This window comes from Burkholderia crassaminum (assembly GCF_964265005.1).
In the GTDB taxonomy this organism is placed as follows: Bacteria; Pseudomonadota; Gammaproteobacteria; order Burkholderiales; family Burkholderiaceae; genus Burkholderia.
Genome location: NZ_OZ183800.1, coordinates 1 through 24,813 on the forward strand (window position 1 = coordinate 1; position 24,813 = coordinate 24,813).

Sequence of the window (24,813 nt, forward strand, 5' to 3'; positions counted from 1 at the left end):
ATGGCCACGACGAAGCGCGCCAAGAAAACCGATGTGGATGTGGTGAGTGCCAGTTCAGCCGAATTGCGCAAGGCCGTCGAGGCGATCGCAATTCAGCCGAAGAGCGGCAAGATCACGCTCCTCACTCGCAAGCTGTTCAATGTCCTGCTGGCCGTGGCGCAGCAGGCCGACGACTCGGGCGATACGTATCGTGCGCTGCTGTCGGACATCGTCGCCAACTCCGCCTTCGATTCGAACGACACCGCGCTGGTGAAGGAACACCTGCGCCGCATGGTGTCGGTGCAGGTCGAGTGGAGCACGGGGACGTCGAGCCAGAAGCCGGGCCGCAAGTGGGGGATCTCGACGCTGATCGCCGACGCCGAAATTCTCGAAGATCCGGCGACGCGCCGTGTGTGGGTGGAATTCTCGTTCGCGCCGAAGATCAAGAAAAAGCTGCTCGACCCGGTCCAGTACGCGCGCCTGAGCCTGCAGTTCCAGAGCCAGCTGCGCAGCAGCGCCGGTCTCGCGCTGTACGAAATCTGCGTGCGCTACCTGACGAACCCGAGCCACCTGACGATGCGTGAGCCGTGGGAATGGTGGCGGCCGATCCTGTCGGGCACGCCCGACACGGAAGCCGGCGACGAAGCGAAGCGCGAGTACAAGTACTTCAAGCGCGACTACCTGCGTCCCGCGATCGCGGAAGTCAACGCGGTCACCAACATCTTCGTCGAGCTGATCGAACACCGTGAAGGGCGCCGGGTCGCAGAGATCCAGTTTCGCGTGACCGAGCGCAAGCAGCCGATGCTGGCGCTCGACGAACATCCGAACGTGTTCGACAGCACGCTGGTCGACCGGATGGTGAAGCTCGGGATCCCGCTGAAGGAAGCGCAGACGCTCTATGCGGACAGCGAAGAGAATCGCATTCGTGCTGCGCTGCAGATGACCGAGCAGCGGATGCGCAGCACGACGCTGCCGCCGGTGCGCAGCGCGCCGGCGTTGTTCAAGGATGCGCTGAAGAAGGGTTATGCGCCGCCGGTCGAGTCGGTCGACACGCTGCCTGCCGGCACCCCGACTGCGAAGCTTGCAGCGGCCCAGCCGGACGACCTGAAGGCACGCTTGCTGAGCGAGTTCGCTGCGTTCCGCCGCAAGGAAGCGAAGGTGCTGTACGAAGAGCAGGGTGACGCCGAGCGCGACGTGGCGCGCGAGTCGTTCGAGTCGGAGGCGCTGCCGACGATGGGCACCCATCTGCGCGATGACTGGCGCAAGCGCGGCCTCGATTCCAAGCTGGCCGAGACCGCCTTTTTCGACTGGCTGGCCCAGAAGACCTGGGGCGAGCCGACGGACGGCGACCTGCTGTCGTTCACGCTGAATCAATCGCGGGCCGCCTGAGGCCCGCTCAGGCCCGCTGACGGGCCGCCGCCGGCCCCGCCCTCAGTTGGCGGGCCCGGTGTCCTCACCAGGCCGTGCCGGCCGTTTCCGTCACTCCGACAACAGCATCCGCTCGAGCTGCTCGAGGATCGCGTCGCGCTTGTCCTTCGGGAGACCGCGCAGGCGCAATTCGATACGATCTTCGCCATACGACTTCAGGTCGCCGACCGACTTGCCGCCGAGCTTGATCTCGAGACGCTGCGCATAGCGCTGACGACCTGCAGCCTTCGGCGTTTCCTGCGCCGCGACGCGGCCCTTGACGATGTCCGACACCTGGCGGGTGCTGAGATCGTCCGACACGATCTTGTTGATCAGCCGCAGCGTGGCCTCAGTGCCGCGCGCGTTGTGATAGCGGCCGACCTGATACGCCATGTTCGAACCGAAGCGATCGGGGCGCGCGACCATTTCCTGCATGATCGCTTCCGGCAGCTTGCCGATCGACAGCGCGACGGCCACCGTCGATTCGTCGAGGCCGAGGTGCTCGGAGAGCTCCTTCTGGCTCTGGAAATGCTTGTCGTCGAGGAAGCGGCGCCACACGACGGCGTTGTCGAACACCGTCTGCGAATCGCGCTGGACGTTGAGATCGTAGCCGAGCTTGTAGCTCTGGATGCCGATCGGAATGTCGATCACGATCGACTTGACCGACTCCTTGTTGGCTTCCTTCAGTGCCCGCACGCGGCGGCCGCCGTCACTGACGAAATACGTGCCCGGGTTGTCGTAATCCGGAATCACGTGGATCGCCTGCTGCTGCCCTTGCTTCGCGAGGTTGACCGCGAGCTCGGCAATCGACGATTTCAGATAGAAGTGCCGCGGATTGAACGGGCTATGCTTGATCGCCTTCAGCGACAGCTCGATCACCTGCCCCGGTGCATAGCGGTTCTCGAGACGCCACGCACGATATTGCGCAGATTCATCGATCGACGGATCGAGCGTGAGCTCGGGAGCGGGCGGCGGCGCGATGTCTTTCTTCGCGGATTTGGTCGGCGGCGGAGTGGGCGTCTCGGACTTGACGATGCCGTCGATCGCATTGAGTCGATCGAGCGCCGTGCGCTTCTCGCTCGTCGTGATATCCGGGCGCGCTTGGAATCCTTTGGCAAATTGGGAGGGTTTCATGTGACTCCTTTGTGCGCATAAAGTCAGGGCAGCATGGCGACGATTTCGTCGGCGCATGCGCGAATTTCTGCGGCAGCCAGCTTGCCGCCACGATCGTTCATCTGCAGTACGGTCTGACCGAGCGCCATCGCCTGCTTGTACGCCTCCCGGGTCGGGATCTGCGTTTTCAGCAACGGGAAACCGAGCTCCTCGAGCGCGCGCTTGAGCTCGCGGGTCAGCATGCGCTTCTCTTCGGTCTTGTTCAGCAGGAAGACTGCGCGGAGGTCTTCGTTCATGACCTGCGCCTGCTGGATCAGTTTGACCAGCCCGACGCTCGACCAGTAATCGGCCGGCGACGACGACGTCGGAATCACGGCAATCGATGCGGCCAGCAGGACGACGCCGGATACCTTCTCGGTGATCGACGGCGGGCAGTCCACGACGATGATGTCGTAGTCGTTGATGAACTTCTTGATCTCGCGATGGATCTGGCCGTCGGCTTCGGCCAGGTTGACGACCGGAAACGGAATGCCGGTGTCGCTGTCGCCGGATGCGCTCGACCAGTGAACCAGCGTGTTTTGACGATCTGCGTCGACGACGAGGACGCGCTTCCCTTTTTCATGGAACGCGGCACCGAGGTGCATGGCAATCGTGCTTTTGCCGACGCCACCTTTTTGTTGAGTGACTGCAATGATTTCCGCGGCCAATTTTCACTCCTATTTTGGTCGTTGGAATTCTACAGGACGATATTTGAATTTCAATGAAATTGTCGTTCGACAACTACGCATTAGCCATTCGGGCTATCGGTTTATGCGCATAAACGAACCGGCGATGGCTGGTGGCTCGACCGGGATGGTGTGGCGGATGGCTGCAACGTCGATGAGCGACTCGGGGTTTGAGTCATCACGGGTGGCATCGTCGGTGTGAATAGCGAGTTGCCGCGGGATCGTGGTGCGCTGCCCTTTCGTTCGATGGGACAGTCTTGCCTGAGCGCCGGGGAGTTTGTGCGCATAAACTCCCCGGAAACCGAGGCGGTCGATCGTGCGACGGGAGGGCCGGCTACTTCTGAGAGCGGTTTATGAGCGGCATGTCCTGGCCGGGACGCGGCGTTGATGCGTGCTACTGAACCCGCGTACGTCGACGCAACACGCTGCCTGGGCGCCACGTTTATGCGCATAAACTGCGATCGATGGCGATGGCGATGGCGATGGCGATGGCGATGGCGATGGCGATGGCGATGGCGATGGCGATGGCGATGGCGATGGCGATGGCGATGGCGATGGCGATGGCGAGCGGCGATGGCGAGCGGCGATGGCGAGCGGCGATGGCGAGCGGCGATGGCGAGCGGCGAAGGATCAGGTCCCGACTGCTCCGGAATCCAGTGCGCGGCGATCGAGCAGCGAGCATATCGACGCGGCAATCGAATCCACGTGAGGACGTGTCCGCAATTGCCGCGTCGCGAATCGAGAGCTACCTCACCTGGCAATCGCGCGCTTTATGCGCATAAACCAACCGACCTACGATGTACCTGCCCGCATCCTTTGCGGCCCAAAACCCCATCGTATCGATCTGGCGCGCGGCCCCTTTATTCGTCATCCCGCGACAGAAAGCGCTCGCCTTTATGCGCATAAACACATCAACCCCGTGAAGCGCATCCCGAACAGCACTCCCCTCTCACGGTCCATCGCACTGCCTCACCCACCTGCCTCGGTGAAGCAGCCAACCCGCTCGCGATCCCGCGCCAACCACCCCCAGACACCCGATGCCGACTGGCTACAATACAGGGCTCTACCCACCAGGCTTGAATGATGATCACGATCTACCACAACCCCCGATGCTCGAAGTCGCGCGAGACGCTTGCGTTGGTCGAGACGCTGAATACCACCGGCACGCCGTTGAATGTGGTCGAGTACCTGAAGACACCGCCGACGGCCGAGGAGCTGGAAACGCTGCATCGGCAGCTTGGTCGCCCGGTTCGAGACATGCTGCGCGATGGTGAGGAACCGTACAAGACGCTGGATCTGGCCCGCGCCGATCTGACCGATGCGGAGGCTTACGCAGCGATTGCCGCTCATCCGATTCTGCTGCAGCGGCCCATCGTCGTTTATCGCGGCAAGGCCGCCATCGGCCGGCCGCCGGAATCGGTGCAGGCGCTGTTCGAATAATTCTTGCCCGCCGTATTTTTCTGATTGCATCAACCCGGCACAAGCACGGGCAATCGACGCCGGCACGATCGCCGGGCAGCATGCCGCCAACGCCCGTTGCGTAACGTGAGTGCGATCGCACTCACGCGAGCCGGGCCTAGCCTTCCCCGGACGACGCCCCGTCGTCGTCCGACCCCCGCCCCGCCGCCGCTTTCGCGGCCGTCCGCAGCAGCGCTATCTGGCTGCGATAGGTCCTGCAGCCACTGCAGGTCGGCAGGTGTATGCGCACCTGCAGGCGCTCGTGCAGGGTCAGATGCCGGTCTAGCGCATCCGACAGCAGTCGCGTCACGTCAGTACATTTCCCCGGCAGCATCTTCGGTCGTCAGTCCTTTTTCGCTCAGGCAGGTTCGCAGGCGCGTGCGCGCCCGATACAGCAGCACGCTGCAATGATTCGTCGTCAGCGTCAATTCGCTGCAGATGTCTGTAATTTCGACGTCGAGGAATTCGCGCATCATGAACACGCGCCCGATCTGCTCGGGCAGGTGATCGAGGCAGGCCTGGAACAGCGCCCAGAACTGCTGCTGCTGCAACAGCGTTTCGGGGCGCGGCCACGGTCGCGGCTTCGCATGCGCGGCCCAGTGCCCGTTTTCCTTGAACAGCTCGCGATCGAGCACCGATTCGCCGTCGAGCTCGGCATCGAGCGCCGACAGGCTCACCGTGCGCTGCCGCGCGCGCAGCACGTCGATCAGCTTGTTGCGCAGGATACCGAACACCCAGGTCTTGTGGGCCGACAGCCCGGCGAAATCGCCTGCATGCGACCACGCGGCGGCGAGCGCTTCCTGCACGGCGTCTTCGGCCGCGTCGGCGTCGCGGAGCTGGAGTCGCGCGAAGCGCAGCAGGTCGCGCCGCAGCTGCGCGAGATAGGCGGGGTCGTCGTATGCGGACGGCATGTCTGGGTTGCGGTGTCTCGAGTCAATTGCGCGTGCGCCACCGAGCGGGCACGTCGCGGTGCGAGCAGCTTACTGGGCGCGGTGCCGGCCCGCAATGCATGTTCCGTCGCGAATTCACGAAACCGGTCGACACGCTGCGCTATGCTTGCCGAACCCTGTGTCGCGTGTCGACCACGACATGCGGCGGGCAGTTTGTAACGTCAGAACATAACGGCCGAGTTATCCACAATTTCTGTGGAAAACCTTGTGGAAAGTCGGCCGGGCGGCCCCGTGGGGCGGTTCGCGGGCTGGCTTGCCTATAAACAGACCTTTGTCGCTCGTTCGGAAGCAATCGATCCGATTCCTCACTCACCGGAAGGAGAATGCCATGTCCTATCGCATCGCTGTGGTCGTCGGCAGCCTGCGTCGCGCTTCGTGGAACCGTGCGCTCGCGCACGCCGTGATCTCGCTCGCGCCCGCCGATTTCTCGTTCGAGTTCGTCGAGATCGGCGAACTGCCGCTGTACAGCCAGGACTACGACGCGGATTTCCCGGAAGTCGCGAAGCGCTTCAAGCAGTCGATCGAAGCCGCCGATGCGCTGCTGTTCTTCACGCCCGAGTACAACCGCTCGATTCCGGGCGTACTGAAGAATGCGCTCGACTGGGGCTCGCGCCCGTGGGGTTCCAACTCGTGGTCGGGCAAGCCGGGCGCGGTGCTCGGCACGTCGCCGGGCGCGACGGGCACCGCGCTCGCGCAGCAGCACCTGCGCAATGTGCTCGCGTACCTCGACGTGAAGACGCTCGGGCAGCCCGAGATGTTCATCAAGCACGATCCGGCGCGCATCGACGATCAGGGCCAGATCGTCAGCGAAGACACCCGCAAGTTCCTGCAGGGCTTTGTCGATCGCTACACGGGCTGGGTGCGCTTGCTGAAGTCGGCCTGAGCGCCGCCCCGTTCATGCCGCCGGCGCCGGCCCGCACGCAGCGGGTCACGTGCCGGCGTGTCGCGCGCGCCGTGCGTCGCGCGCTTCGCGGATGCCCAGCAGGATCTCGTCGAGCAGCGCAATGTCGAACGGCTTCGACAGCACGCGGACGTTGACGGTGCGCGTGCGGTCGAGCTCCTCCGCGTAACCCGTGACGAGAATCACGGGCAGCTTCTCCGGCCGCTTCTCGACTGCTTCGGCGAGGTCGATGCCGTTCAGGTGGCCCGGCATGTGGATATCCGAAATCACGAGGTCGAACGCGTCGTTCGCGGCTGCGCCTTCGATCAGGCGCAACGCGTCGTCGGCGGTGGGCGCGTAGGTCACGCGGTGCCCGAGCAGCGACAGCAGCGCTTCGGTGCCGGCGGCGACTTCGCCGTTGTCCTCGACGAGCAGCACGTGCAGGCCGGCGAGCGCGCCCGTACCCGTGTCGTGCGCGATCGCCGGCGGCCGCGCGACGACATCCTCGGCACTCGCGCGCGGCAGGTAGAGGCGCACCGACGTGCCGGCGCCGACCGCGCTGTCGATCGTCGCGAGGCCGCCCGAGCGTTCGCAGAACGCGAACACCTGCGGCAGGCCGAGCCCTGTTCCCATCCCCTGCGCCTTCGTCGTGAACAGCGGCTCGAACGCGCGTGCGAGCACGTCGGGCGCCATGCCCGAACCGGTATCGTCGAGCGAGATCTGCACGAAATCGCCGGTCAGCGGAAAGCCGTCCTCGCGACGCAGCGTCACGTTGCGCGCGCCGACCGTGAAGCGGCCGCCGGCCGCCATCGCGTCGCGCGCGTTGACCGCGAGGTTGATCACCGCGAGCTCGAGCTCCGCGACGTCGACGCGGATCGGCCACACACCGGGCTCGATCGCGACGACCAGCGACGATTTCGAACCGAGCGACGTCTTCAGCAGTTCGCGGCACGTGCCGACCCACTGCCCGACGTCGATCGTCTCGTTGTGCAGCGGCTGCTTGCGTGCGACACCTAGCAGCTGGCGCGTGAGCGACTGCCCGTTCTTCAGTGCGCGCTCGATTGCGCCGAGCTCCTTGTCGAGATGCTGGACCCCGCGCCGCCGTACGATCTGCACGTTGCTCGAGATGATCATCAGCAGGTTGTTGAAGTCGTGCGCGACGCTGCCGACGAGATTGCCGAGCGCCTGCATCTTGCGCGACTGCCGGTACGCCGATTCGATCGAGCGCCGCATCGACGCTTCGGCCTGCCAGCGGTCCCACGCCTCCTCTTCCGCCTTCAGCCGCTTGAGTGACAGCCAGATCACGGACCACAGCGCGACCGACGGCGCGAACATCGAGAGGAACAGCACGCTCAGGTGTTCGTACCATTCATGCCAGATCGCCGACGTGCGGTACGCACACGTCACATAGACGGGATAGCTGCCGACCTGGCGATACGCGACGATCTCGCTGCTCGCGCCGTCGTGGCGCACCCGCACGACACCGGCGCGCGGATCGTTGCGCGCGTCGCCGAACGTGACGGCGCGATCGGTATGCGCGAGTGCCGGCGGCGGCGGATACGACGCGATCACCGCGCCGTCCGAGCGCGCGAGCGCCATCGTCATCGGCGTGCTGGCGCCGCCGAGCAGGTCGCGGTAGAACGCGTTGAAATACGACGACTTCAGCGCGATCGACACCATCCCGGCGAACGAACCGTCGCTATGGCGTCGTGCAACGCCCGTGTTGAACACCGGAATGTTCTCGAGCTTGAGCGGCCCCATCATCAGCCGCGAGATGTGTTCGATCACCTTGCCGTCGCGAATGCCGGCGAAGTCGTCGCGGTTCGCGATCGACGCATAGGGCGCCGGATAGTAGAGGCTGTTCGCGAGCAGCATCCCGCTCGCGCCGAAGATCGACACGGCAGCCACCTGCGGATAGCCGCCGCCGATCGTGTTCAGCGCTTCATGGATGTCGGACTCCCGGTTGCGCACGGTCGCGTCGTCCATGTCCTGCACGAGATCGACGATGCGCGCATCGAGCGTCTCGCTCAGGTCGAACACCTTGAGCGCGTGCTCCTCGGCAACCCGCACGGTGCGCATCGTCACGTCGCTCGCGCCGGCCTCGCGCGTCTTCAGGTCGTTGTATGCCATCACCACGACGTAGATGCAGGGCAGCACGATCGCCGCGACGAGCAGCACGATCAGCGTCACGCGGCGCACCGCGAAATCGTGCTCGGGCGCACCGGACGCGTAGTTGCCGTCGTCCTGCCAGTCGTCGGCGGGTGGGGAGGCGGGAGCGTGGGAATCGGCGGGCCGGTCGGACGTCATCGAGGAAGCGGGTGAGGCAGAGGTGCCTGCCATCATAAACGAGTTGCGACGGCCCGCCGCGCGGCCCCGGACGCACGCAATCCTGTCGATTCCGACAGGGGGAAATTGTCAGATTGAAAACGCGACGAATCCGGCAGCGCAAACGTACACAAGGAAAAATTTTGCGTGCTTATCTCGAAAATGGTCGCGCCTGTTTTCGGAATGGCGTGTGTTCGGACCGATTCTGTCCGAAATGGTGAATATGGCGAGTTGCATCGCCTCCGGTTTACTCCGAGAATCGCGCCTTGCTTTCCCTATGACAGATATCTGCGCCCGCCGGCATTCGCCGCGCGGTGCGTCGCGCGCACCTGCGTCGCGGCGCCCGCGCGCGGTTGCAAGGCGGTTGCCCGCGCCCGAACGCATTGGCGCCTCAAGAAGCGCGCCGCGCGGTCGTTAACGCGAGAGAGACCATTCCGTATACCGCTTCGCCCATGCCTTTGCCGATTGTAATTGCCGACGATTCGCTGCTCGCTCGCAAACTTCTGACAAAGGCGCTGCCGGGAGGCTGGGACGTCGATGTCGCGTATGCCGCGAATGGTCGAGAGGCCTTGGCGCTCTATCGTGACGGCAAAGCTTCCGTAATGTTTCTGGACCTGACGATGCCCGACATGAGCGGATATCAGGTCCTGGAGACACTGCGCCACGAAGACCTGAACACGTTCGTGATCGTGGTATCCGCCGATATCCAGCCGCAGGCGCAAGCACGCGTGCGCGAATTGGGCGCGATCGCATTCGTTGCCAAGCCCGTGACGTCGGAGGCATTGCTGCCCATTCTCAAGGAGTATGGGTTGTATGCCTGACTCGGTGTTCACGGCGGAGCAACGCGACGCGTTGCAGGAGATCGCCAACCTCGCAATGGGCCGCGCCGCCGCTCGGCTCGCGTTGTTGCTCGGGCGCTTCATCGAACTGTCGGTGCCGCGCGTGCGGGTCGTGAAAGCGTCCGACGCGGGCGACGCGCTGCGCGAGATGACGGGCATCCACGACAACGTGACCGCCGTGCGCCAGGGCTTTCGTTCCGACATCAAGGGCGAGGCGATCGTGCTGTGCCGTACGGCGGGCATCGCGCGGCTCATGTCGGTCGTCGACCGCACGTTCGGCGACGGCGTGTACGGCGGGATGGCGACACCCGACGAAGTCGTGTTCGACGTCGCGAACGTGCTGATGGGCGCCTGCGTCGCATCGATCCTCGACGAGCTCGGCCGCAAGCCCGTGTTCTTTCCGCCGGGGCTGCTCGGCGCGAACGTGTCGTTCGACGACGTATTCCAGCCGACCGAGCTGGCATGGAGCGTGGCATTGCTGCTCGAGGTGAACTTCGGGCTCGAGGACCACGCGTTCCGGGCCCACTTCGTGATGCTGATGGCCGAGGATTCGATCCGGCTGATGGGCGACGCGCTCGACGCGTTGCTGTCCGCGCTATGACGGCCGCCACCCCGTCGCTGAGCGATCTCGTGATCGAGCGGGTGGGCTTCGGCCTGTTCGTGCTCGACCGCACGATGACCGTGCTGATGTGGAATCGCTTCATGCAGGACCACAGCGGCATTCCGGCCGCCGACGTGATCGGCCGCAACCTGTTCGACTGCTTTCCCGACCTGCCGCGCGCGTGGCTGTCGCGCAAGCTCGAGAGCGTGTTTCAGCTCGGCAGCTTCGCGTTCAGCTCGTGGGAGCAGCGGCCCTACCTGTTCCGCTTCGAGCACGACCGGCCGATCACGGGCGGCGTCGACTACATGCAGCAGGACTGCACGTTCATGCCGCTCACGCGCGGCCGTGACGTCGAAGCCGTGTGCGTGACGATCTCGGACGTCACGCACGTGAGCGTGATGCAGCGTGAGCGCGAGGAAGCGGTCGCGAAGCTGCGCGAACACGCGAATCGCGACGGCCTGACCGGCATTGCGAACCGGCGCTTCTTCGAGGCGCGGCTCGGCGACGAATTCGCGCGCTGGCAGCGCTACGGCGGCGACATGTCGGTGCTGCTGTTCGACCTCGACCACTTCAAGACGATCAACGACCGCTTCGGCCATGCGGCCGGCGACGCCGTGCTGCGCGAGACGGCGCGCCGCGTCGCGTCGATCGTGCGCGCGCAGGATACGTTCGGCCGCTTCGGTGGCGAGGAATTCGCGCTGCTGCTGCCGTGCACGGATCTCGACGAGGCGATGCTCGTGGCCGACAAGGTGCGCGACGCGATCGGCAGCGTGCCGGTCGATGCCGAGGGCGTCAGTGTGCCGGTGACGGCGAGCGTCGGCGGCGCGTGTGCGAAGACGGGCGCGCCGACTTGCGACGTGCTCGTCAACGAGGCCGATGCCGCGCTCTACCGCGCGAAGCGGCTCGGGCGCGACCGCTCGGTCGCCTACACGTAGGCGCACCTGCCCCGCTGCGCGCGGCGCGGATGCGCCCTGCGCGTGCCGCGCTCAGCTTTTCGCGATGTCGGCCAGCACGCCGGCCAGTACGGCCGGCTGCGACATGAACGGCGAATGGCTGCTGTCGAGCTGGTGCACGTGGGTCGGGTTGCCTGGCGCGAACGCGTCGGCTTCGTCGATGAAGCGCTGCTGCAGCGCGGGCAGGATCACGCGATCCTGCAGGCACTTGATGTAGTGGCGGTCGATCGCGCCCCAGCGCGCGGGCGTCGTCGGGATCGCGGTCGCGAACGGCGCGGCCGGCACGTCGCAGGTCATCAGGTTCGCGACGGCCTCGAAGTCGGCCTGCGGCACGTCGTCGTACAGCGCGCGCTTCGCGAGCTCGCGATACGCCGCGTCACCACTGCGCGGATCGATGCGCAGCGCACCGGCGACGCGCGGACTCGCCAGCATCAGCGGGCCGAGCATTTCCCCCTTGTTCTCCGGCGCGCGCACGTAGTCGAGGCCCGGCACACCCGACGCGGGCATGAAGGCCGCGAGATAGACGATCTTCGCGATCTTGTCCGGCGCGCGTTCGGCGGCCGCCGTGATCGCGAGGCCGCCCATGCTGTGCCCGACGAGCACGACTTTGCCGTGGCCGAGCGCGTACGCGTCGTCGACCGCCTGCATGACCTGCGTCGCGTAATCGTCGAGCGTCGTGTTCGCGACTGGCGACGGCTCGGCGCCGAACGCATCCTTGTCGAGCGGGCGGGCGAAGTAGGATGCGGGAAAGCGGGCATTGATGCCGTGCGCGGGCAGGTCGCGCGCGATCGACAGATGGCCGCGCGCGGCCAGCGCGGCCGCGACGTGCGCGTAGCACCACGCGCCGTGCCAGGCGCCGTGCACGAGCACGAAAACGGGATGATCGGACTGCGGGGTGGCGCTTGCGTTCGTCTCCATGGTGTCCGGGTCTTCAGATTTTGAGAAAGGTGTCATCTTAGACGAACCCGCGCGCGCCCAGACGCACCGGATTCGATCTGTCCCTCTTGTCTCGTACAGGCCACATTTCGTCCGGATCTGATTTGAATTTATCCCGAAGCACGCTAATTTGTTGCTTTGCTCGCGGTTGCGCCCCATGAACGTCGACTATCTCTTCTACCGGAAGCCGAACAAACCCGGCCCCTATTCGCTCGACGACCTGGGCGACATCGCGCCGCCGATCGGCCCGGGCGACCTGATACGCGCGGGCATCGCGCGCGTGTTCGCGCAGATCGACTGGCAGGAATCGCCCGATGTACCGGGTGCGTGGTTCGGTACGGGCGGCGCAGTCTTCCAGTTCACCGCGGAGCCCGACGGCCACGTGACGAGCTTCATGGGCTCGCGCCTCGAACGCCGCTCGATGCTGCAGCTCACCCGCGAAATGGGGCTGATCGCGCTCGACCTGCAGCGCGACATCGTCTACGGCTGACGCACCGCCGGCGCCGGTTCCCGCCCGGGCCGGCCGCGCTTGCCGGCCAACGGCTTCCGGCATGCCGCTGCACGCGGCGCGTGTCCGCCATCGAACTTCAAAGATTGCTATACTTTCGCCCAATTCCGGCTTCCGGCCGGTAATTTGTGCCTGTCTGCGTCGATCGTTCGCATATCTCGCACGCATTTGACACCCTGACCATCCCAGCCGGGCATGGCTTCTTCAATCGCCCCGCGTGGGTGTCTCCGTGGAGCTCGTCTTGGCCGTTTCCAATTCCGTCGTGGACGAACAAGAAACCGACGCCGCTGCCGTCACATCGGGCAGTTCTTTCTATCTCGCGATGCGCATCCTGCCGGCGACGCAGCGCGACGCGATGTTCCAGGTCTACGCGTTCTGCCGCGCGGTCGACGACATCGCCGACAGCGACCTGCCGCGCGCCGAGCGCACCGCGGGCCTCGATCGCTGGCGCGCGGACATCGACGCATGCTTCGCCGGCCGTCCGCCGCGCCACCTGGCCGCGCTCGACCGCGAGATCCGCGCATTCAACCTGCAGCGCGACGATTTCCACGCGATGATCGACGGGATGGCGATGGATGCGGTCGAAGACATCTGCGCGCCCGACGAACCGACGCTCGACCTCTTCTGCGATCGCGTGGCGAGCGCGGCCGGCCGGCTGTCGGTGAGGATTTTCGGGATGCCTGAAGCCGAAGGGATCAAGCTGTCACATCACCTCGGCCGTGCGCTGCAACTGACCAACATCCTGCGCGACATCGACGACGATGCGGCGATCAACCGATGCTACCTGCCGCGCGAGCTGCTCGCGCGCGAAGGCATCGCGATCGCCGACCCGGCGACGATCGTGCGCGATCCGGCGCTGCCGCGCGTGTGCGCGACGCTCGTCGAGCGCGCGCTCGAGCATTTCCGCCAGGCCGACGCGGTGATGGATACCTGCCCGCGTGCGCAGGTGAAGGCGCCGCGCATCATGTCGGGCGCGTATCGCTGCATTCTCGAAGCCGCGGTCGCACGCGGCTTTGCCTTCCCGCGCGCGCCGCTGCGCAAGCCGAAAGCGCGCATGCTGATGATCGCCGCGCGCTACGCGCTGTTCTGAGTCGACCGAGTCGATGCCCAGGACCGTCCACGTGATCGGCGCCGGCCTTGCCGGCCTGTCGGCCGCGGTCGAGCTGCAACGCCGCGGGCGACGCATCGTGCTGCACGATGCGCACGCGCATGCGGGCGGCCGCTGCCGCTCCTGGTTCGACGGGACGCTGAACACGACGCTCGACAGCGGGCTGCATACGGTGTTTGCAGGACAGCCCGCGACGCAGCGCTACCTGCGCGCGATCGGTGCGGCCGACCAGCTCGCGGGGCCCGCGCTGCCTGAATTCCCGGCCGTCGACGTCGCGTCGCAGCAGCGCTGGACGCTGCGCTTCGGCGACGGGCGTTGGCCGTCGTGGCTGTTCGATGCCGCGTCGCGTGCGCCGGGCACGACGCCGCTCGACTACCTGGCGCTCGCCCCGCTCGCGTTCGCGCGCATGGGCCGCTCACTCGCACAGACGATGCGATGCGACGGCATGCTGTGGGAACGTTGGCTGCGGCCGTATTTCCTCGGTGTGCTGAACGTCGAGCCGCGCCATGCGAGCGCCGAACTCGCGCGCGCGGCGCTGTGCGGCACGTTTGCCGCGGGCGGCCCCGGCTGCCGTCCGCTCGTCGCGCGTCATGGCCTCGGCAGCGCATTCGTCGAACCGGCGCTGCGGATGCTGCAGCACGGCGGCGCGCAGATCCGGCTGAATTCGCGGCTTGACGCGTTCGAATTCGGCGCGCACGGCAATGCGGTCGATGCGGTTTCGGTCGGCGGCGAGCGGATCGATCTCGCGCCGGGCGACGCGGTCGTGCTGGCCGTGCCGCCCGAGGTCGCGCAGCCGCTCGTGCCCGAGCTCACCGCGCCCGACACGTTCAGCGCGGTCGTGACCGCGTATTTCGCGGTCGAAGCGCCGGCCGGCACGCCGCTGCAGACGGCCGTCGTGAACGGTGTCGTCAATGCGGTGCGCACCGGCGGCGGCCAGCTCGCGGCGACGATCCGCGACGCGGGACGCTGGCTCGACACACCGCGCGACACGCTCGCGCGGCGCATCTGGGAAGACGTCGCGCGCGTGACCGGCGCGAACCCGGAAACCATCCCCGCGTGGCAGCTCGTCGTCGAGCCGCGCGCGGGCTTTGCGGCGGTGCCGTCGCAGGAAATGAAGCGTCCGGCCGTGCGTACGCGCTGGACCAATCTTGTACTGGCGGGCGACTGGATTGCCACCGGCTTGCCCGCCACGATCGAGGGCGCGATCCGCTCCGGCCAGCTGGCCGCGGACGTGCTCCAGACACAATAAGAGAGGGACCGATGAACGATCTCACCGAAATGGCTACCTTGTCCGCCGGCACCGTGCCGGCCGGCGTCGACGCGGCCGTCGCGCGTGCGACCGACGCGCTGCTGGCCGCACAGCAAGCGGACGGACACTGGGTCTACGAACTCGAAGCCGATTCGACGATTCCCGCCGAATACGTGCTGCTCGTCCACTATCTCGGCGAGACGCCGAACCTCGAGCTCGAACAGAAGATCGGCAAGTATCTGCGCCGCATCCAGCAGGCCGACGGCGGCTGGCCGCTGTTCACCGACGGCGCGCCGAACGTCAGCGCGAGCGTGAAGGCGTATTTCGCGCTGAAGGTGATCGGCGACGACGAGAACGCCGAGCACATGCAGCGTGCGCGCCGTGCCATCCACGCGATGGGCGGCGCGGAGATGTCGAACGTGTTCACGCGCATCCAGCTCGCGCTGTACGGCGCGATTCCGTGGCGCGCGGTGCCGATGATGCCGGTCGAGATCATGCTGCTGCCGCAGTGGTTCCCGTTCCACCTGTCGAAGGTGTCGTACTGGGCGCGCACCGTGATCGTGCCGCTGCTCGTGCTGAACGCGAAGCGCCCGATCGCGAAGAACCCGCGCGGCGTGCGCATCGACGAGCTGTTCATCGATCCGCCCGTCAACGCCGGGCTACTGCCGCGCCAGGGCCACCAGAGCGCCGGCTGGTTCGCGTTCTTCCGCGTGGTCGACCATGCGCTGCGCGCGGTCGACGGCCTGTTCCCGAACTACACGCGCGAACGCGCGATCCGCCAGGCCGTCTCGTTCGTCGACGAGCGCCTGAACGGCGAGGACGGCCTCGGCGCGATCTATCCGGCGATGGCCAACGCGGTGATGATGTACGACGTGCTCGGCTACGCGGAAGATCATCCGAACCGCGCGATCGCGCGCAAGTCGATCGAGAAGCTGCTCGTCGTGCACGGCGACGAAGCGTATTGCCAGCCGTGCCTGTCGCCGGTGTGGGACACGTCGCTCGCCGCGAACGCGCTGCTCGAAACGGGCGACGCGCGCGCGGAAGAAGCCGTGCTGCGCGGCCTCGAATGGCTGCGCCCGCTGCAGATCCTCGACGTGCGCGGCGACTGGATCTCGCGCCGCCCGCACGTTCGGCCCGGCGGCTGGGCATTCCAGTACGCGAACGCGCACTACCCGGACGTCGACGATACGGCGGTGGTTGCGGTGGCGATGGCTCGCGCGCAGACACTCAGGCAGAACGACGCGTATCGCGATTCGATCGCGCGTGCGCGCGAGTGGGTCGTCGGGATGCAGAGCAGCGACGGCGGCTGGGGCGCGTTCGAACCGGAAAACACGCAGTACTACCTGAACAACATCCCGTTCTCGGATCACGGCGCGCTGCTCGATCCGCCGACGGCCGACGTGTCGGGCCGCTGCCTGTCGATGCTGGCGCAGCTTGGCGAGACGCCGCTGAACAGCGAGCCGGCGCGCCGCGCGCTCGACTACATGCTCAAGGAGCAGGAACCGGACGGCAGCTGGTATGGCCGCTGGGGGATGAACTACGTGTACGGCACGTGGACGGCATTGTGCTCGCTGAACGCGGCCGGCCTGACGCCGGACGATCCGCGCGTGAAGCGTGGCGCGCAGTGGCTGCTGTCGATCCAGAACAAGGATGGCGGCTGGGGCGAGGACGGCGACAGCTACAAGCTGAACTATCGCGGCTTCGAACAGGCGCCGAGCACGGCGTCGCAGACGGCCTGGGCGCTGCTCGGCCTGATGGCGGCCGGCGAGGTGAACAATCCGGCGGTCGCGCGCGGTGTCGACTACCTGATCGCCAACCAGAACGAAGAAGGTTTGTGGGACGAGACGCGCTTCACGGCGACGGGCTTCCCGCGCGTGTTCTACCTGCGCTACCACGGCTATCGCAAGTTCTTCCCGCTATGGGCGCTCGCGCGCTATCGCAACCTGAAGCGCGACAACACGACGCGCGTCACGGTCGGGCTGTAACGCGTGGCGTCCCAATCCACCGGCACGCTGCCCGTCATCGCCGTGACGGGGATGGCGTTCGAGGCGCGCATCGCGCGCGGCGACGGCGTCGAAGCCGTCTTTGCCGCGCGGGCCGACCGGCTCGAACGCGCGCTGACCGAGGCGACCGCGCGCGGTTGCGCGGGCATCGTGAGCTTCGGCACGGCGGGCGGGCTCGCGCCCGACCTGGCGCCCGGCGCGCTCGTGATCGCGAGCGCGATCGACGGGCCGTTCGGCCGCGTCGAGACCGATACGCGCTGGAGCACGCGGCTCGTCGCCGCGCTGCACGACACGCCGGTGTGGGCGCGCGTCACGCGCGGCACGATCGTGGCCGTGAGCGCACCGGTCGTCAGCGAACAGGAAAAGACGTCGCTGCATCGCGCGAAGGGCGCGCTTGCCGTCGACATGGAGTCGCATATCGCGGCGGCCTTCGCGGCCGCGCGCGGTGTGCCGTTCGCGGTGTGCCGCGCGATCGTCGATCCGGCGTGGCGCACGCTGCCGCGCGCGGCGACGGCCGGCCTGCGCGACGACGGCAGCACGGCGATCCTGCCGATCCTGCGTGAACTGCTGAAGCAGCCGTCTCAGCTCGGCCCGCTGCTGCAGGTTGCAAGCGACGCGCGTGCGGCGCGCACGACGCTGATCCAGGCGCGGCACGCGTTCGAGCGTGCGGGCGCGATGCGGATCGTTTGAGCGGCGTTCGCCGCGACTTTCTCCCCTCTTCTCGGTTTCCCCGTTTCGTACGGACAAAAAAAGAGCGCTGCATGATGCAGCGCTCTTCGTCTTTGCGCGGCCGCCGTTGCGGCGTTACTGTGCGGCCGGACTGCTTGCAGGTGCCGCCGGTGTGGCCGGCACGGTCGCCGAACCGGACGACGCCGGCATCGCGGCCGATGCCGCAGCCGGTGCAGCAGCAGGCGCGCTCGCCGGCATCGCGTTGTCCGCACCCGGATCGTCGTATTGCGGCAACCCCGGCGCGGCCGGTGCGTTGTTCGGGGCGGTGCCCGATGCGCCGCCCGATTCACCCGGGTCCTCGTAGTTCGGCAACCCCGGCACGGCAGGCGTCGCGGCCGGCACGGCGCCCGATTCACCCGGTTCGTTGTAAGTCGGCAGCGTCGCCGACTGGCTGCGATACGTCAGCGACTTGCGCTGCTGCAGGTACGCGTCGCGCACGAACGAATACGGGTCGAGCGCGGCCTGCTTCAGCAGGTCGGTCGCGCCGAGCAGGTCCGAACGCGCGCTGATGAACTGCGCGATGTACATCGGGTTGCGCGCGGCCGGTTCGATGTAGTTGAGCAGGTTGAAGCGCACGTCCACCGCGCGGCCGACGCCGTCGCGGATCGTGCTCGGCCCGAACACCGGCAGCACGAGATACGGGCCGGACGGCACGCCCCAGCGTGCGAGCGTCAGGCCGAAATCCTGGTGATGCTTCGGCAGCCCGGCCGGCGTCGCGATGTCGATCAGGCCGGCGACGCCGAACAGCGAGTTCATCGTCACGCGCATCAGATCCTGCGTCGCATCGGTGATGCGCAACTGCAGCAGGTTGTTCGCCATGTTGCCGAGATCGCCGAGGTTCGAGAAGAAGTTGCTGATCGCGGTGCGTACCGGTGTCGGCGTGATCTTCTGGTAACCCTTCGCGATCGGCTGGGCGATGTTCGAATCGACGGCGTCGTTGATCTTGTACATCGTCCGGTTCATCGGCTCGAGCGGGTCGTCGGGGTTGCGGTTCGGTCCCGTCGCGCAGCCGGCCAGCACTGCGCTGGCGGCAACGGTCGCCGCAATGATTCGCACCTTATTCATTGATTCCTTGCGATTGGTTCTTGGCGCGTTTGACGCGCGGTTTGCCCATCAGGACGGGCTGGAACACCACGGCGCCGATCAGCGTGCAGGTCAGGGCCAGTGCGAGCAGCTTGCCCATGCTCGACGTGCCCGGGTGGTGCGACAGCCACAGGCTGCCGAATGCGGTCGCCGTCGTCGCGGCGCTGAACAGGACGGCATGCGTGAGGCTCGAGTGCAGCAACCCGGTTTGCCCCGCGCGCCATGCCATCACGAAATACACCTTGAACGCGACGCCGACGCCGAGCATCAGCGGCAGCGCGATGATGTTCGCGAAGTTGAGCGGCATGCCGAGCACGACGCACAGTTCGAGCGTCACGACGCCCGACACGAGCAGCGGCACCAGCGTGCGCAGCACGTCGCCGAAGCGGCGCAGCGTGACCCACAGCAGGATCGTGATCGAGATGATCGACCACAGTGCCGCGTGCAGGAACGCGTTGATGATCGTGTCGGCCGAATGCAGGATCGAGATCGGCCCGCCGGTCGTGCCCGGCTCAGCGGCCTTCACGGTCTTCGCGAAGCGGCGCAGCATCGTGTCGTCGTTCGGGTCGACGCCCTTCGGCACCTTCGGCGAAATCTGCACGAGCGCATGGCCGTCAGGCGCGACCCAGTCGCGCACGAGCTGCGGCGGCAGCGATTCGCGCGTGATGTCCTGCGGCTGCAGCAGCGAAGCGAGCTGGTTCAGCGCGATGCGCAGCGTGTCGGAGAACGCACGCTCGGCGCGGTCGCGCGTCGCGGCGTCCGCTGCGGCGAGCTTCGCGAGCGACGCGGACAGGTGCTGCGCGGCGGCCGCGCCCGGGCCCGGGTGATCTTCGGCCGCGTAGCTCAGCAGGTCCGACAGCCGCTTGAGCGCGGCGACGCGCTGCGCGTCGGTCGCGGGCGGCGCGGCCGGTTGCGTCAGCGCGGGCAGCAGGTCGCTCGCGGCCGCGGCGATCGCCGCGCGCTTGGCCGGCTGGTCGGCAGGGATGAAGGTCGACAGCGTGGTCGTGCGGCCGACTTCGGGCAGCGCGTCGAGGCGCTTCGCGGCCGCGTCGGCCTCCGCGAGCGACGGCGCGAGCAGCGTGACGTCGTTGACGGCCGCTTCCGGCGAATCCTTCAGCGCGAGCAGCGTCGCCATCGATTCGCTGTTCGGATCCTTCAGGTGCAGCGGGTTGAAGTCGAAGCGCAGGAACGCAAGCAGCGGCAGCGCGCCGACCACGACCACGAGCGTGCCGATCAGGATCGGCTTGCGATGGCGATCGAGGTAATCGTCGACCGGCGCGAGCCACGGGAAGCCCGGCGTCTTCGATTCGCCCGGCGGCGCGAACAGGCGCAGCAGCGCCGGCAGCAGCGTGAGCGTGGTCAGCAGCGCGACGAACATCCCGACGCCCGCGATCAGGCCGAGTTCGGACACGCCGCGATAGGCGGTGGGAATGAACGAGAAGAAGCTCGCCGCGACGGCCGCGGTGGCCAGCGCGAGCGGCATGCCCATCGAATGCGCGGCACCGATCAGCGCGTGATCGATGCGCGGATCGCGGAAGCGCTCCTCGCGGTACTTCACGCCGTACTGGATCGAGAAGTCGACGCCGAGGCCGACGAACAGCACCATGAACGCGACCGAGATCATGTTCAGCGAGCCGACCATCGCGAGGCCGAGCGCGGCGGTCACGACGAGGCCGACGAACAGCGTGACGAGCACCGAGCCGATCATCCGCTTCGAGCGCAGCGCCAGCCACAGGATGACGAGCACGGCGAGCAGCGTGAAGACGCCGTTGAGCGCCGCGCCATCCTCGACCGACGCGAATTCGTCGTCGGCGAGCGGCTGCTCGCCGGTCAGGCGTACGGCCGCGCCGTAGCGCTTCTCGAGATCGATCGAACGAGCCGCGTCGCGGATCACCTGGCTGGTTTCCGCGCCGGCCTTCAGCGCGCCGTAGTTGACCACGGGCTGCACGGTGACGAACGCGCGCGCGGGCTGCCGCGCGGCATCGCTGTCGACCAGCGCGCGCCACGAGAATGCGGCCGGCTTGCCGGCCAGCACGTCGTCGACCGTCGCGGCGCTGCGTGCGAGCAGCTTCGCCATCGTGGGCAGTTTCACCTGGCCGGTCAGCAGCGGCTGGCCGAGCGTGGTGGAGAGTGTGGTCGCGAGCCCGGTCAGGCTCGGATTCTTCGCGAGTTCGTTGACGAGGGGGCGTGCGCTCGCGAGCTGCGAGGTGGTATCCGTGACCTCCTGCGGCGACAGGAACAGCAGCCCGTTGTGCTCGAAGAACGGCCCGCCGCCGGGCTCGGCGACCTGGCCGATGCGGCCGGCTTCGGCATCCTTCTGCAGCGCTTCGGTCAGCGCATGCGCGGCGGCGTTCGCGAACTCGGGCGCAGGCGCCTCGACGACCGCGAGGATCGTGCCGTTGCGTTGCGGGAACGCGTTGTCGACGGCCTCGCCGAGCGCGGCCCATTGTGGCTCCGCATCGACGAGCTTGCTGATGTCGGTGTTGATCTTGAAATGTTGCGCAACGTAGACGCCGCTGAGCGCGGCGATGACGAGCGACAGGACGACGACCCAGACGGGGCGGCGCACCGACCATGCAACGAGTCGGACGATGAGAGATGTCACCATGTGGCGGTGGGGAGCGGCTGGCAAGGGCAAAGTAGTCAAGTATACCGGCGCAGCGTGGCGGCGGTCGTGACGTTGGGGGTTTCAGGGAGGGAAGGAGATTTGTTCGCGACGGCGGAATCGATATCGATGGCCAGCCGGTTGGTAAGGGGATATTTACATAATCGGCGCCGCGCTGCTTTTTCGCGCCGCTGCACGCCTGTGACAAAGGAACCTGAAAGGTAACAGTCGGTCACGGCGGCACACCGAGGCGTCAGGCCCGGTATACTTTGCATCGTCGGCCGGTGCAATGAACCGGTCGTTTTTTCTCATCGAGCGATATTCGTATGAAACGTCATCTGTTTGCTTTCGTCGCGGCGGCCGCCGTGTCGGTTTCCGCTTTCGCGCAGAGCGCGCCGGTCGATATCGTCCGCAATGCGGTCGAGGGCACCGTCACCGCGATGAAGGCCGATCCGGCCGCACGCGGCGGTGATATGGCGAAGGTCACGCAGGTCGTCGAGCAGCGCTTCCTGCCCGCGACCAACTTCGAGCGCACGACCCGCATCGCGGTCGGCGATGCGTGGAAGCAGGCCACGCCGCAACAGCAGCAGGAGCTGTACAAGCAGTTCAAGCTGCTGATGACGCGCACCTATGCCGCGTCGCTCGCGCAGCTCGGCAGCCAGGACGCGAAGTTCTCGTTCAAGGCCGGCGGCGCGTCGGGTGCCGACGCGCTCGTGCAGTCGACGGTCTCGACGCCGGGCGACAGCCAGTCGGTCGGCTATCGTCTCGGCAAGGTCGGCAACGACTGGAAGATCTACGACATCGACATGTCGGGCGCGTGGCTGATCCAGGTCTACCAGGGCCAGTTCAAGAGCCAGCTCGCATCGGGCGGGATCGATGGCCTGATCGCGTATCTGCAGAAGCACAATTCGCGGACGAATTGACGGCCGCTGCGCGGTTCGGAATCCGGATGCATGAAGGGCGCCCTCGGGCGCCCTTTTTTGTTGCGGGCCGCGCGTGCGGCGCCCACCTGCGATGCTTCATGCGCCGACGCCGAGCATCCGCAAGCAATCGTCGACCACCGCATCGACGAACGCGGCGCGATCCGTTTCCGGCGCCGCGATGATGTGATCGGTCGCGCCGTGCACGCCCGCATAGATCAGCAGCGCGGTGACCTGCGGGTGCGCGAGCCGCCACGTGCCGGCCCGCGCGCCGCCGTCGAGAATCGCGCCGAGCTGCTCGAGGATCGCGTTCTTGTCGGCATTCGTGCGATCGTGGTGATGGTGATTCGCGTAGACGATGTCGTGCGTGCGGAAGGTCGCCGCGTAGGTTTCGATGCTGGTGCGGATCCACGCGCGCAGGCGCGCGAGCCAGTCGTCGGCGTCGCACGCGTCCACCGCGTGCTGCAGCCGGTCGAGGAACGATGCCGTGTAGCGCTGCGCGAGCGCGGCGAGCATGTCGGATTTCGATTCGAAGTAGTGATAGAACGTGCCTTTCGCGACCTGCGCGTGCTCGACGATCTCGCTGATGGTCGTCGCTTCCACGCCCTGCGCGAGGAACAGCGTCTCGGCCGCGGCCATCAGTTCCTCGAGTCGTACTTCCGCCGGCTTCGTGCGCGGCAGCTTGCCCGCCGGCGCGTCGTCTTTCACTGTCGTGGTTCCTGCCTTTGTCCTGTCCGTCATCGCGCGGCTCGACGCCCGTTCGTGCAAAGCCCGCAGTTTAGGCCAGCGCTCCGTTCACGGCCAACGCAATCCATTGACCGACGGTCAGTCGATATATATGATGAGAACCATTCTCATCTTTGTGCCCGTGAAGGGCCGACCACCATGCCTCGCTACCGTCGCGCCGCACTCGTCCTGGCCGCCTGTCTCGGCACCTTTCTCGCCACGCTCGACATCAGCATCGTCAACGTCGCGTTGCCGACGCTGCAGACGGCGCTCGATACCGACATCGGCGGCCTTCAGTGGGTCGTCAACGCGTATGCGCTCGCGCTGTCCGCGTTCATGCTGTCGGCCGGGCCGCTCGGCGATCGCTACGGGCACAAGCGCGTATGGCTCGCCAGCGTGATCCTGTTCACGGCCGGCTCGGTGGTCTGCGCATGCGCGAGCCGGCTCGCGCCGCTGCTCGTCGGGCGCGCGATCCAGGGGCTCGCCGGCGCATTGCTGATACCGGGCGCGATGCCGATCCTCACACATGCGTTTCCCGATGCGCGCGAGCGCGCCCGCGCGATCGGCGGATGGTCCGCGTTCAGCGCGCTCGCGCTGATCCTCGGGCCGCTGGTGGGCGGCCTGCTCGTCGAGCATGGCGGATGGCAGAACATCTTCCTCGTCAACGTGCCGATCGGCATCGTGACCGTGCTGCTCGGCGCGTGGGGCATTCCGGAGCGTCGGCATCCGCAGCATGCGGCGTTCGATCCGCTCGGCCAGGCGCTGAGCGTGGTCTGGCTCGGGTTGCTCACGTACGGGCTGATCGGCATCGGCGAAGCCGGCGTGGCGAACGTGAAGGTGTTCGCGCCGCTGGTGGGCGCCGCGGTGGCGTTCGTCGTGTTCGTGCGGGTCGAAGCGCGCGTCGAGCGGCCGCTGCTGCCGGTCTGGCTGTTTCGCGACCGGCGGCTGGTGCGCGCCAATCTCGCGTCGTTCGTGCTCGGGTTCTCGGGGTACAGCAGCCTGTTCTTCCTGTCGCTGTTCCTGCAGCAGGCGCAGGGGCGTACGCCTGCCGCGGCCGGCTGGCAACTGATGCCGCAGTTCGTGATGACGGCGCTCACGTCGATGCTGTTCGGGCGCATCGCGGCGCGCGTTCCGTTGCACGCGCTGATGGTGGCCGGCTACGGTCTGATCGGCGGGATGCTCGCGGTCATGGCAGGCTTCGGTGCGGGAACGCCGTATGTGCCGGTCGGCATCGCGCTGGCGGTGCTCGGGGTCGGCATGGGGCTCGCGGTGCCCGCGACCGGCATGAGCGTGATGGAAATGGCGCCGGCCGAACGCGCGGGCATGGCGTCGGCGACGATGAACGCGTTGCGCCAGACCGGGATGAGCATGGGCATCGCCGTGCTCGGCAGCATGATGAGCGTCGGGGCGGTGCACCGGATGACGGGCGTGTTGCAAGCGGCTGGCAGCCCGCAGGCGGATAAGCTGGCACGGCAGGCGGTGATGGAGCATGTATTCGCGGCGGCGCGGCCGGCGCTGCTCGGCGCGTATCGGGATGCGATGGCGTACGGGTTTTCGATCGCGGTTTCGTGTTCTGGAATCCTATGTATCTGGGTTGCGGCAATGCTGATGATGCAGCGTGAAACGAAGAAACGATCGGAACGCGCGGCGGCGTGCGTGACGTCTTCACAGCCGGAATGACGTGGCGTGCGCGCCGGCCGCGCCTTTCGCAGCGAA

Annotated in this window: 23 protein-coding genes; 13 read left to right on the forward strand and 10 right to left on the reverse strand. The window is 66.9% G+C overall.

What is annotated here, in order from left to right:
- Positions 1-1,368 carry a replication initiation protein gene (locus ACPTTF_RS17155; RefSeq protein WP_423367489.1) on the forward strand — a complete coding sequence of 456 codons (1,368 nt, stop codon included), beginning with the start codon at positions 1-3 and terminating at the stop codon, positions 1,366-1,368.
- Between the two features lie 90 nt (positions 1,369-1,458).
- On the opposite strand, the gene ACPTTF_RS17160 is transcribed toward ACPTTF_RS17155, so the two are convergent.
- The 3 genes from ACPTTF_RS17160 to ACPTTF_RS17170 all read right to left on the reverse strand — a co-directional run bounded on the left by ACPTTF_RS17160 (position 1,459) and on the right by ACPTTF_RS17170 (position 3,906).
- Positions 1,459-2,520: a ParB/RepB/Spo0J family partition protein gene (locus ACPTTF_RS17160; protein ID WP_423367490.1), complete on the reverse strand. Its 1,062-nt coding sequence runs from the start codon at positions 2,518-2,520 to the stop codon at positions 1,459-1,461.
- A 23-nt stretch (positions 2,521-2,543) separates the two neighbouring features.
- Positions 2,544-3,206, reverse strand: coding sequence for a ParA family partition ATPase (parA, locus tag ACPTTF_RS17165; protein ID WP_166955774.1), 663 nt, complete (start codon positions 3,204-3,206; stop codon positions 2,544-2,546).
- Positions 3,207-3,666: 460 nt separating this feature from the next.
- A complete protein-coding gene (locus tag ACPTTF_RS17170) occupies positions 3,667-3,906 on the reverse strand; it encodes a hypothetical protein (protein ID WP_423391170.1) in 240 nt (79 codons plus the stop codon).
- 401 nt (positions 3,907-4,307) lie between these two features.
- On the opposite strand from ACPTTF_RS17170, the gene arsC reads away from it, so the two are divergent.
- Entirely contained in the window at positions 4,308-4,664 is a 357-nt protein-coding gene (gene arsC / locus ACPTTF_RS17175; protein WP_423369835.1) for an arsenate reductase (glutaredoxin), read from the forward strand.
- A 136-nt stretch (positions 4,665-4,800) separates the two neighbouring features.
- Here arsC and ACPTTF_RS17180 read toward each other — a convergent pair whose 3' ends face one another.
- Both ACPTTF_RS17180 and ACPTTF_RS17185 read right to left on the reverse strand, forming a co-directional pair.
- Entirely contained in the window at positions 4,801-5,016 is a 216-nt protein-coding gene (locus ACPTTF_RS17180) for a zf-HC2 domain-containing protein (RefSeq protein ID WP_423367492.1), read from the reverse strand.
- Complete coding sequence (locus ACPTTF_RS17185; RefSeq protein ID WP_166955779.1) at positions 4,994-5,593, reverse strand: RNA polymerase factor sigma-70; 600 nt, start codon at positions 5,591-5,593, stop codon at positions 4,994-4,996. Before ACPTTF_RS17185 ends, ACPTTF_RS17180 begins: the two co-directional genes overlap by 23 nt.
- A 367-nt stretch (positions 5,594-5,960) precedes the next feature.
- Between ACPTTF_RS17185 and ACPTTF_RS17190 the strand changes: the two genes are divergently transcribed.
- The gene (locus ACPTTF_RS17190; protein ID WP_011353625.1) at positions 5,961-6,515 is read left to right on the forward strand and encodes an NADPH-dependent FMN reductase; all 555 of its coding nucleotides are present in this window, start codon (positions 5,961-5,963) and stop codon (positions 6,513-6,515) included.
- Positions 6,516-6,560: 45 nt separating this feature from the next.
- Here ACPTTF_RS17190 and ACPTTF_RS17195 read toward each other — a convergent pair whose 3' ends face one another.
- Positions 6,561-8,819, reverse strand: coding sequence for a response regulator (locus tag ACPTTF_RS17195; RefSeq protein ID WP_423367493.1), 2,259 nt, complete (start codon positions 8,817-8,819; stop codon positions 6,561-6,563).
- A 470-nt stretch (positions 8,820-9,289) separates the two neighbouring features.
- Here ACPTTF_RS17195 and ACPTTF_RS17200 point away from each other — a divergent pair, with 470 nt between their 5' ends.
- The 3 genes from ACPTTF_RS17200 to ACPTTF_RS17210 are packed head-to-tail and all read left to right on the forward strand — an operon-like array spanning position 9,290 to position 11,212.
- Complete coding sequence (locus tag ACPTTF_RS17200; protein WP_021161390.1) at positions 9,290-9,658, forward strand: response regulator; 369 nt, start codon at positions 9,290-9,292, stop codon at positions 9,656-9,658.
- Positions 9,651-10,277, forward strand: a complete 627-nt coding sequence (locus ACPTTF_RS17205; protein WP_166955784.1) for a chemotaxis protein CheC — start codon at positions 9,651-9,653, stop codon at positions 10,275-10,277. The genes ACPTTF_RS17200 and ACPTTF_RS17205 overlap by 8 nt, the downstream gene beginning before the upstream one ends.
- Positions 10,274-11,212 carry a GGDEF domain-containing protein gene (locus tag ACPTTF_RS17210; RefSeq protein ID WP_423367494.1) on the forward strand — a complete coding sequence of 313 codons (939 nt, stop codon included), beginning with the start codon at positions 10,274-10,276 and terminating at the stop codon, positions 11,210-11,212. The genes ACPTTF_RS17205 and ACPTTF_RS17210 overlap by 4 nt, the downstream gene beginning before the upstream one ends.
- Positions 11,213-11,263: 51 nt before the next feature.
- On the opposite strand, the gene ACPTTF_RS17215 is transcribed toward ACPTTF_RS17210, so the two are convergent.
- Positions 11,264-12,148, reverse strand: a complete 885-nt coding sequence (locus ACPTTF_RS17215; protein ID WP_166955797.1) for an alpha/beta fold hydrolase — start codon at positions 12,146-12,148, stop codon at positions 11,264-11,266.
- Positions 12,149-12,323: 175 nt separating this feature from the next.
- On the opposite strand from ACPTTF_RS17215, the gene ACPTTF_RS17220 reads away from it, so the two are divergent.
- From ACPTTF_RS17220 to ACPTTF_RS17240, 5 genes are all read left to right on the forward strand, one after another.
- Positions 12,324-12,656, forward strand: coding sequence for a hypothetical protein (locus ACPTTF_RS17220; RefSeq protein WP_027790205.1), 333 nt, complete (start codon positions 12,324-12,326; stop codon positions 12,654-12,656).
- A gap of 259 nt (positions 12,657-12,915) precedes the next feature.
- Positions 12,916-13,764, forward strand: coding sequence for a presqualene diphosphate synthase HpnD (gene hpnD, locus ACPTTF_RS17225; protein WP_423367495.1), 849 nt, complete (start codon positions 12,916-12,918; stop codon positions 13,762-13,764).
- 13 nt (positions 13,765-13,777) lie between these two features.
- A complete protein-coding gene (hpnE, locus tag ACPTTF_RS17230; protein WP_423367496.1) occupies positions 13,778-15,031 on the forward strand; it encodes a hydroxysqualene dehydroxylase HpnE in 1,254 nt (417 codons plus the stop codon).
- A gap of 11 nt (positions 15,032-15,042) precedes the next feature.
- Positions 15,043-17,016 (forward strand): squalene--hopene cyclase, encoded by a 1,974-nt coding sequence (shc, locus tag ACPTTF_RS17235; RefSeq protein ID WP_423367497.1) that lies wholly within the window; start codon positions 15,043-15,045, stop codon positions 17,014-17,016.
- A 51-nt stretch (positions 17,017-17,067) separates the two neighbouring features.
- Positions 17,068-17,724, forward strand: coding sequence for a phosphorylase (locus ACPTTF_RS17240; protein ID WP_423369836.1), 657 nt, complete (start codon positions 17,068-17,070; stop codon positions 17,722-17,724).
- A 114-nt stretch (positions 17,725-17,838) separates the two neighbouring features.
- Here ACPTTF_RS17240 and ACPTTF_RS17245 read toward each other — a convergent pair whose 3' ends face one another.
- Positions 17,839-18,828, reverse strand: coding sequence for an MlaA family lipoprotein (locus ACPTTF_RS17245; protein WP_423367498.1), 990 nt, complete (start codon positions 18,826-18,828; stop codon positions 17,839-17,841).
- A complete protein-coding gene (locus ACPTTF_RS17250) occupies positions 18,821-21,454 on the reverse strand; it encodes an MMPL family transporter (protein WP_423367499.1) in 2,634 nt (877 codons plus the stop codon). The genes ACPTTF_RS17245 and ACPTTF_RS17250 overlap by 8 nt, the downstream gene beginning before the upstream one ends.
- A 323-nt stretch (positions 21,455-21,777) precedes the next feature.
- On the opposite strand from ACPTTF_RS17250, the gene ACPTTF_RS17255 reads away from it, so the two are divergent.
- A complete protein-coding gene (locus ACPTTF_RS17255; protein WP_166955807.1) occupies positions 21,778-22,374 on the forward strand; it encodes an MlaC/ttg2D family ABC transporter substrate-binding protein in 597 nt (198 codons plus the stop codon).
- 96 nt (positions 22,375-22,470) lie between these two features.
- Here ACPTTF_RS17255 and ACPTTF_RS17260 read toward each other — a convergent pair whose 3' ends face one another.
- Positions 22,471-23,112: a TetR/AcrR family transcriptional regulator gene (locus tag ACPTTF_RS17260; protein WP_166955809.1), complete on the reverse strand. Its 642-nt coding sequence runs from the start codon at positions 23,110-23,112 to the stop codon at positions 22,471-22,473.
- Positions 23,113-23,256: 144 nt separating this feature from the next.
- Between ACPTTF_RS17260 and ACPTTF_RS17265 the strand changes: the two genes are divergently transcribed.
- Positions 23,257-24,777, forward strand: a complete 1,521-nt coding sequence (locus tag ACPTTF_RS17265) for an MFS transporter (RefSeq protein ID WP_423367500.1) — start codon at positions 23,257-23,259, stop codon at positions 24,775-24,777.
- Positions 24,778-24,813 lie beyond the last annotated feature (36 nt).

Excerpts from the sequence above, each read along its gene's own strand:
- ACPTTF_RS17155 (WP_423367489.1), top strand. The coding sequence starts at position 1 with ATGGCCACGACGAAGCGCGCCAAGAAAACCGATGTGGATGTGGTGAGT.
- ACPTTF_RS17160 (WP_423367490.1), bottom strand. The coding sequence starts at position 2,520 with ATGAAACCCTCCCAATTTGCCAAAGGATTCCAAGCGCGCCCGGATATC.
- ACPTTF_RS17170 (WP_423391170.1), bottom strand. The coding sequence starts at position 3,906 with ATGCTCGCTGCTCGATCGCCGCGCACTGGATTCCGGAGCAGTCGGGAC.
- arsC (WP_423369835.1), top strand. The coding sequence starts at position 4,308 with ATGATCACGATCTACCACAACCCCCGATGCTCGAAGTCGCGCGAGACG.
- ACPTTF_RS17180 (WP_423367492.1), bottom strand. The coding sequence starts at position 5,016 with ATGCTGCCGGGGAAATGTACTGACGTGACGCGACTGCTGTCGGATGCG.
- ACPTTF_RS17185 (WP_166955779.1), bottom strand. The coding sequence starts at position 5,593 with ATGCCGTCCGCATACGACGACCCCGCCTATCTCGCGCAGCTGCGGCGC.
- ACPTTF_RS17190 (WP_011353625.1), top strand. The coding sequence starts at position 5,961 with ATGTCCTATCGCATCGCTGTGGTCGTCGGCAGCCTGCGTCGCGCTTCG.
- ACPTTF_RS17195 (WP_423367493.1), bottom strand. The coding sequence starts at position 8,819 with ATGACGTCCGACCGGCCCGCCGATTCCCACGCTCCCGCCTCCCCACCC.
- ACPTTF_RS17200 (WP_021161390.1), top strand. The coding sequence starts at position 9,290 with ATGCCTTTGCCGATTGTAATTGCCGACGATTCGCTGCTCGCTCGCAAA.
- ACPTTF_RS17205 (WP_166955784.1), top strand. The coding sequence starts at position 9,651 with ATGCCTGACTCGGTGTTCACGGCGGAGCAACGCGACGCGTTGCAGGAG.
- ACPTTF_RS17210 (WP_423367494.1), top strand. The coding sequence starts at position 10,274 with ATGACGGCCGCCACCCCGTCGCTGAGCGATCTCGTGATCGAGCGGGTG.
- ACPTTF_RS17215 (WP_166955797.1), bottom strand. The coding sequence starts at position 12,148 with ATGGAGACGAACGCAAGCGCCACCCCGCAGTCCGATCATCCCGTTTTC.
- ACPTTF_RS17220 (WP_027790205.1), top strand. The coding sequence starts at position 12,324 with ATGAACGTCGACTATCTCTTCTACCGGAAGCCGAACAAACCCGGCCCC.
- hpnE (WP_423367496.1), top strand. The coding sequence starts at position 13,778 with ATGCCCAGGACCGTCCACGTGATCGGCGCCGGCCTTGCCGGCCTGTCG.
- shc (WP_423367497.1), top strand. The coding sequence starts at position 15,043 with ATGAACGATCTCACCGAAATGGCTACCTTGTCCGCCGGCACCGTGCCG.
- ACPTTF_RS17240 (WP_423369836.1), top strand. The coding sequence starts at position 17,068 with ATGGCGTTCGAGGCGCGCATCGCGCGCGGCGACGGCGTCGAAGCCGTC.
- ACPTTF_RS17245 (WP_423367498.1), bottom strand. The coding sequence starts at position 18,828 with ATGAATAAGGTGCGAATCATTGCGGCGACCGTTGCCGCCAGCGCAGTG.
- ACPTTF_RS17250 (WP_423367499.1), bottom strand. The coding sequence starts at position 21,454 with ATGGTGACATCTCTCATCGTCCGACTCGTTGCATGGTCGGTGCGCCGC.
- ACPTTF_RS17255 (WP_166955807.1), top strand. The coding sequence starts at position 21,778 with ATGAAACGTCATCTGTTTGCTTTCGTCGCGGCGGCCGCCGTGTCGGTT.
- ACPTTF_RS17260 (WP_166955809.1), bottom strand. The coding sequence starts at position 23,112 with ATGACGGACAGGACAAAGGCAGGAACCACGACAGTGAAAGACGACGCG.
- ACPTTF_RS17265 (WP_423367500.1), top strand. The coding sequence starts at position 23,257 with ATGCCTCGCTACCGTCGCGCCGCACTCGTCCTGGCCGCCTGTCTCGGC.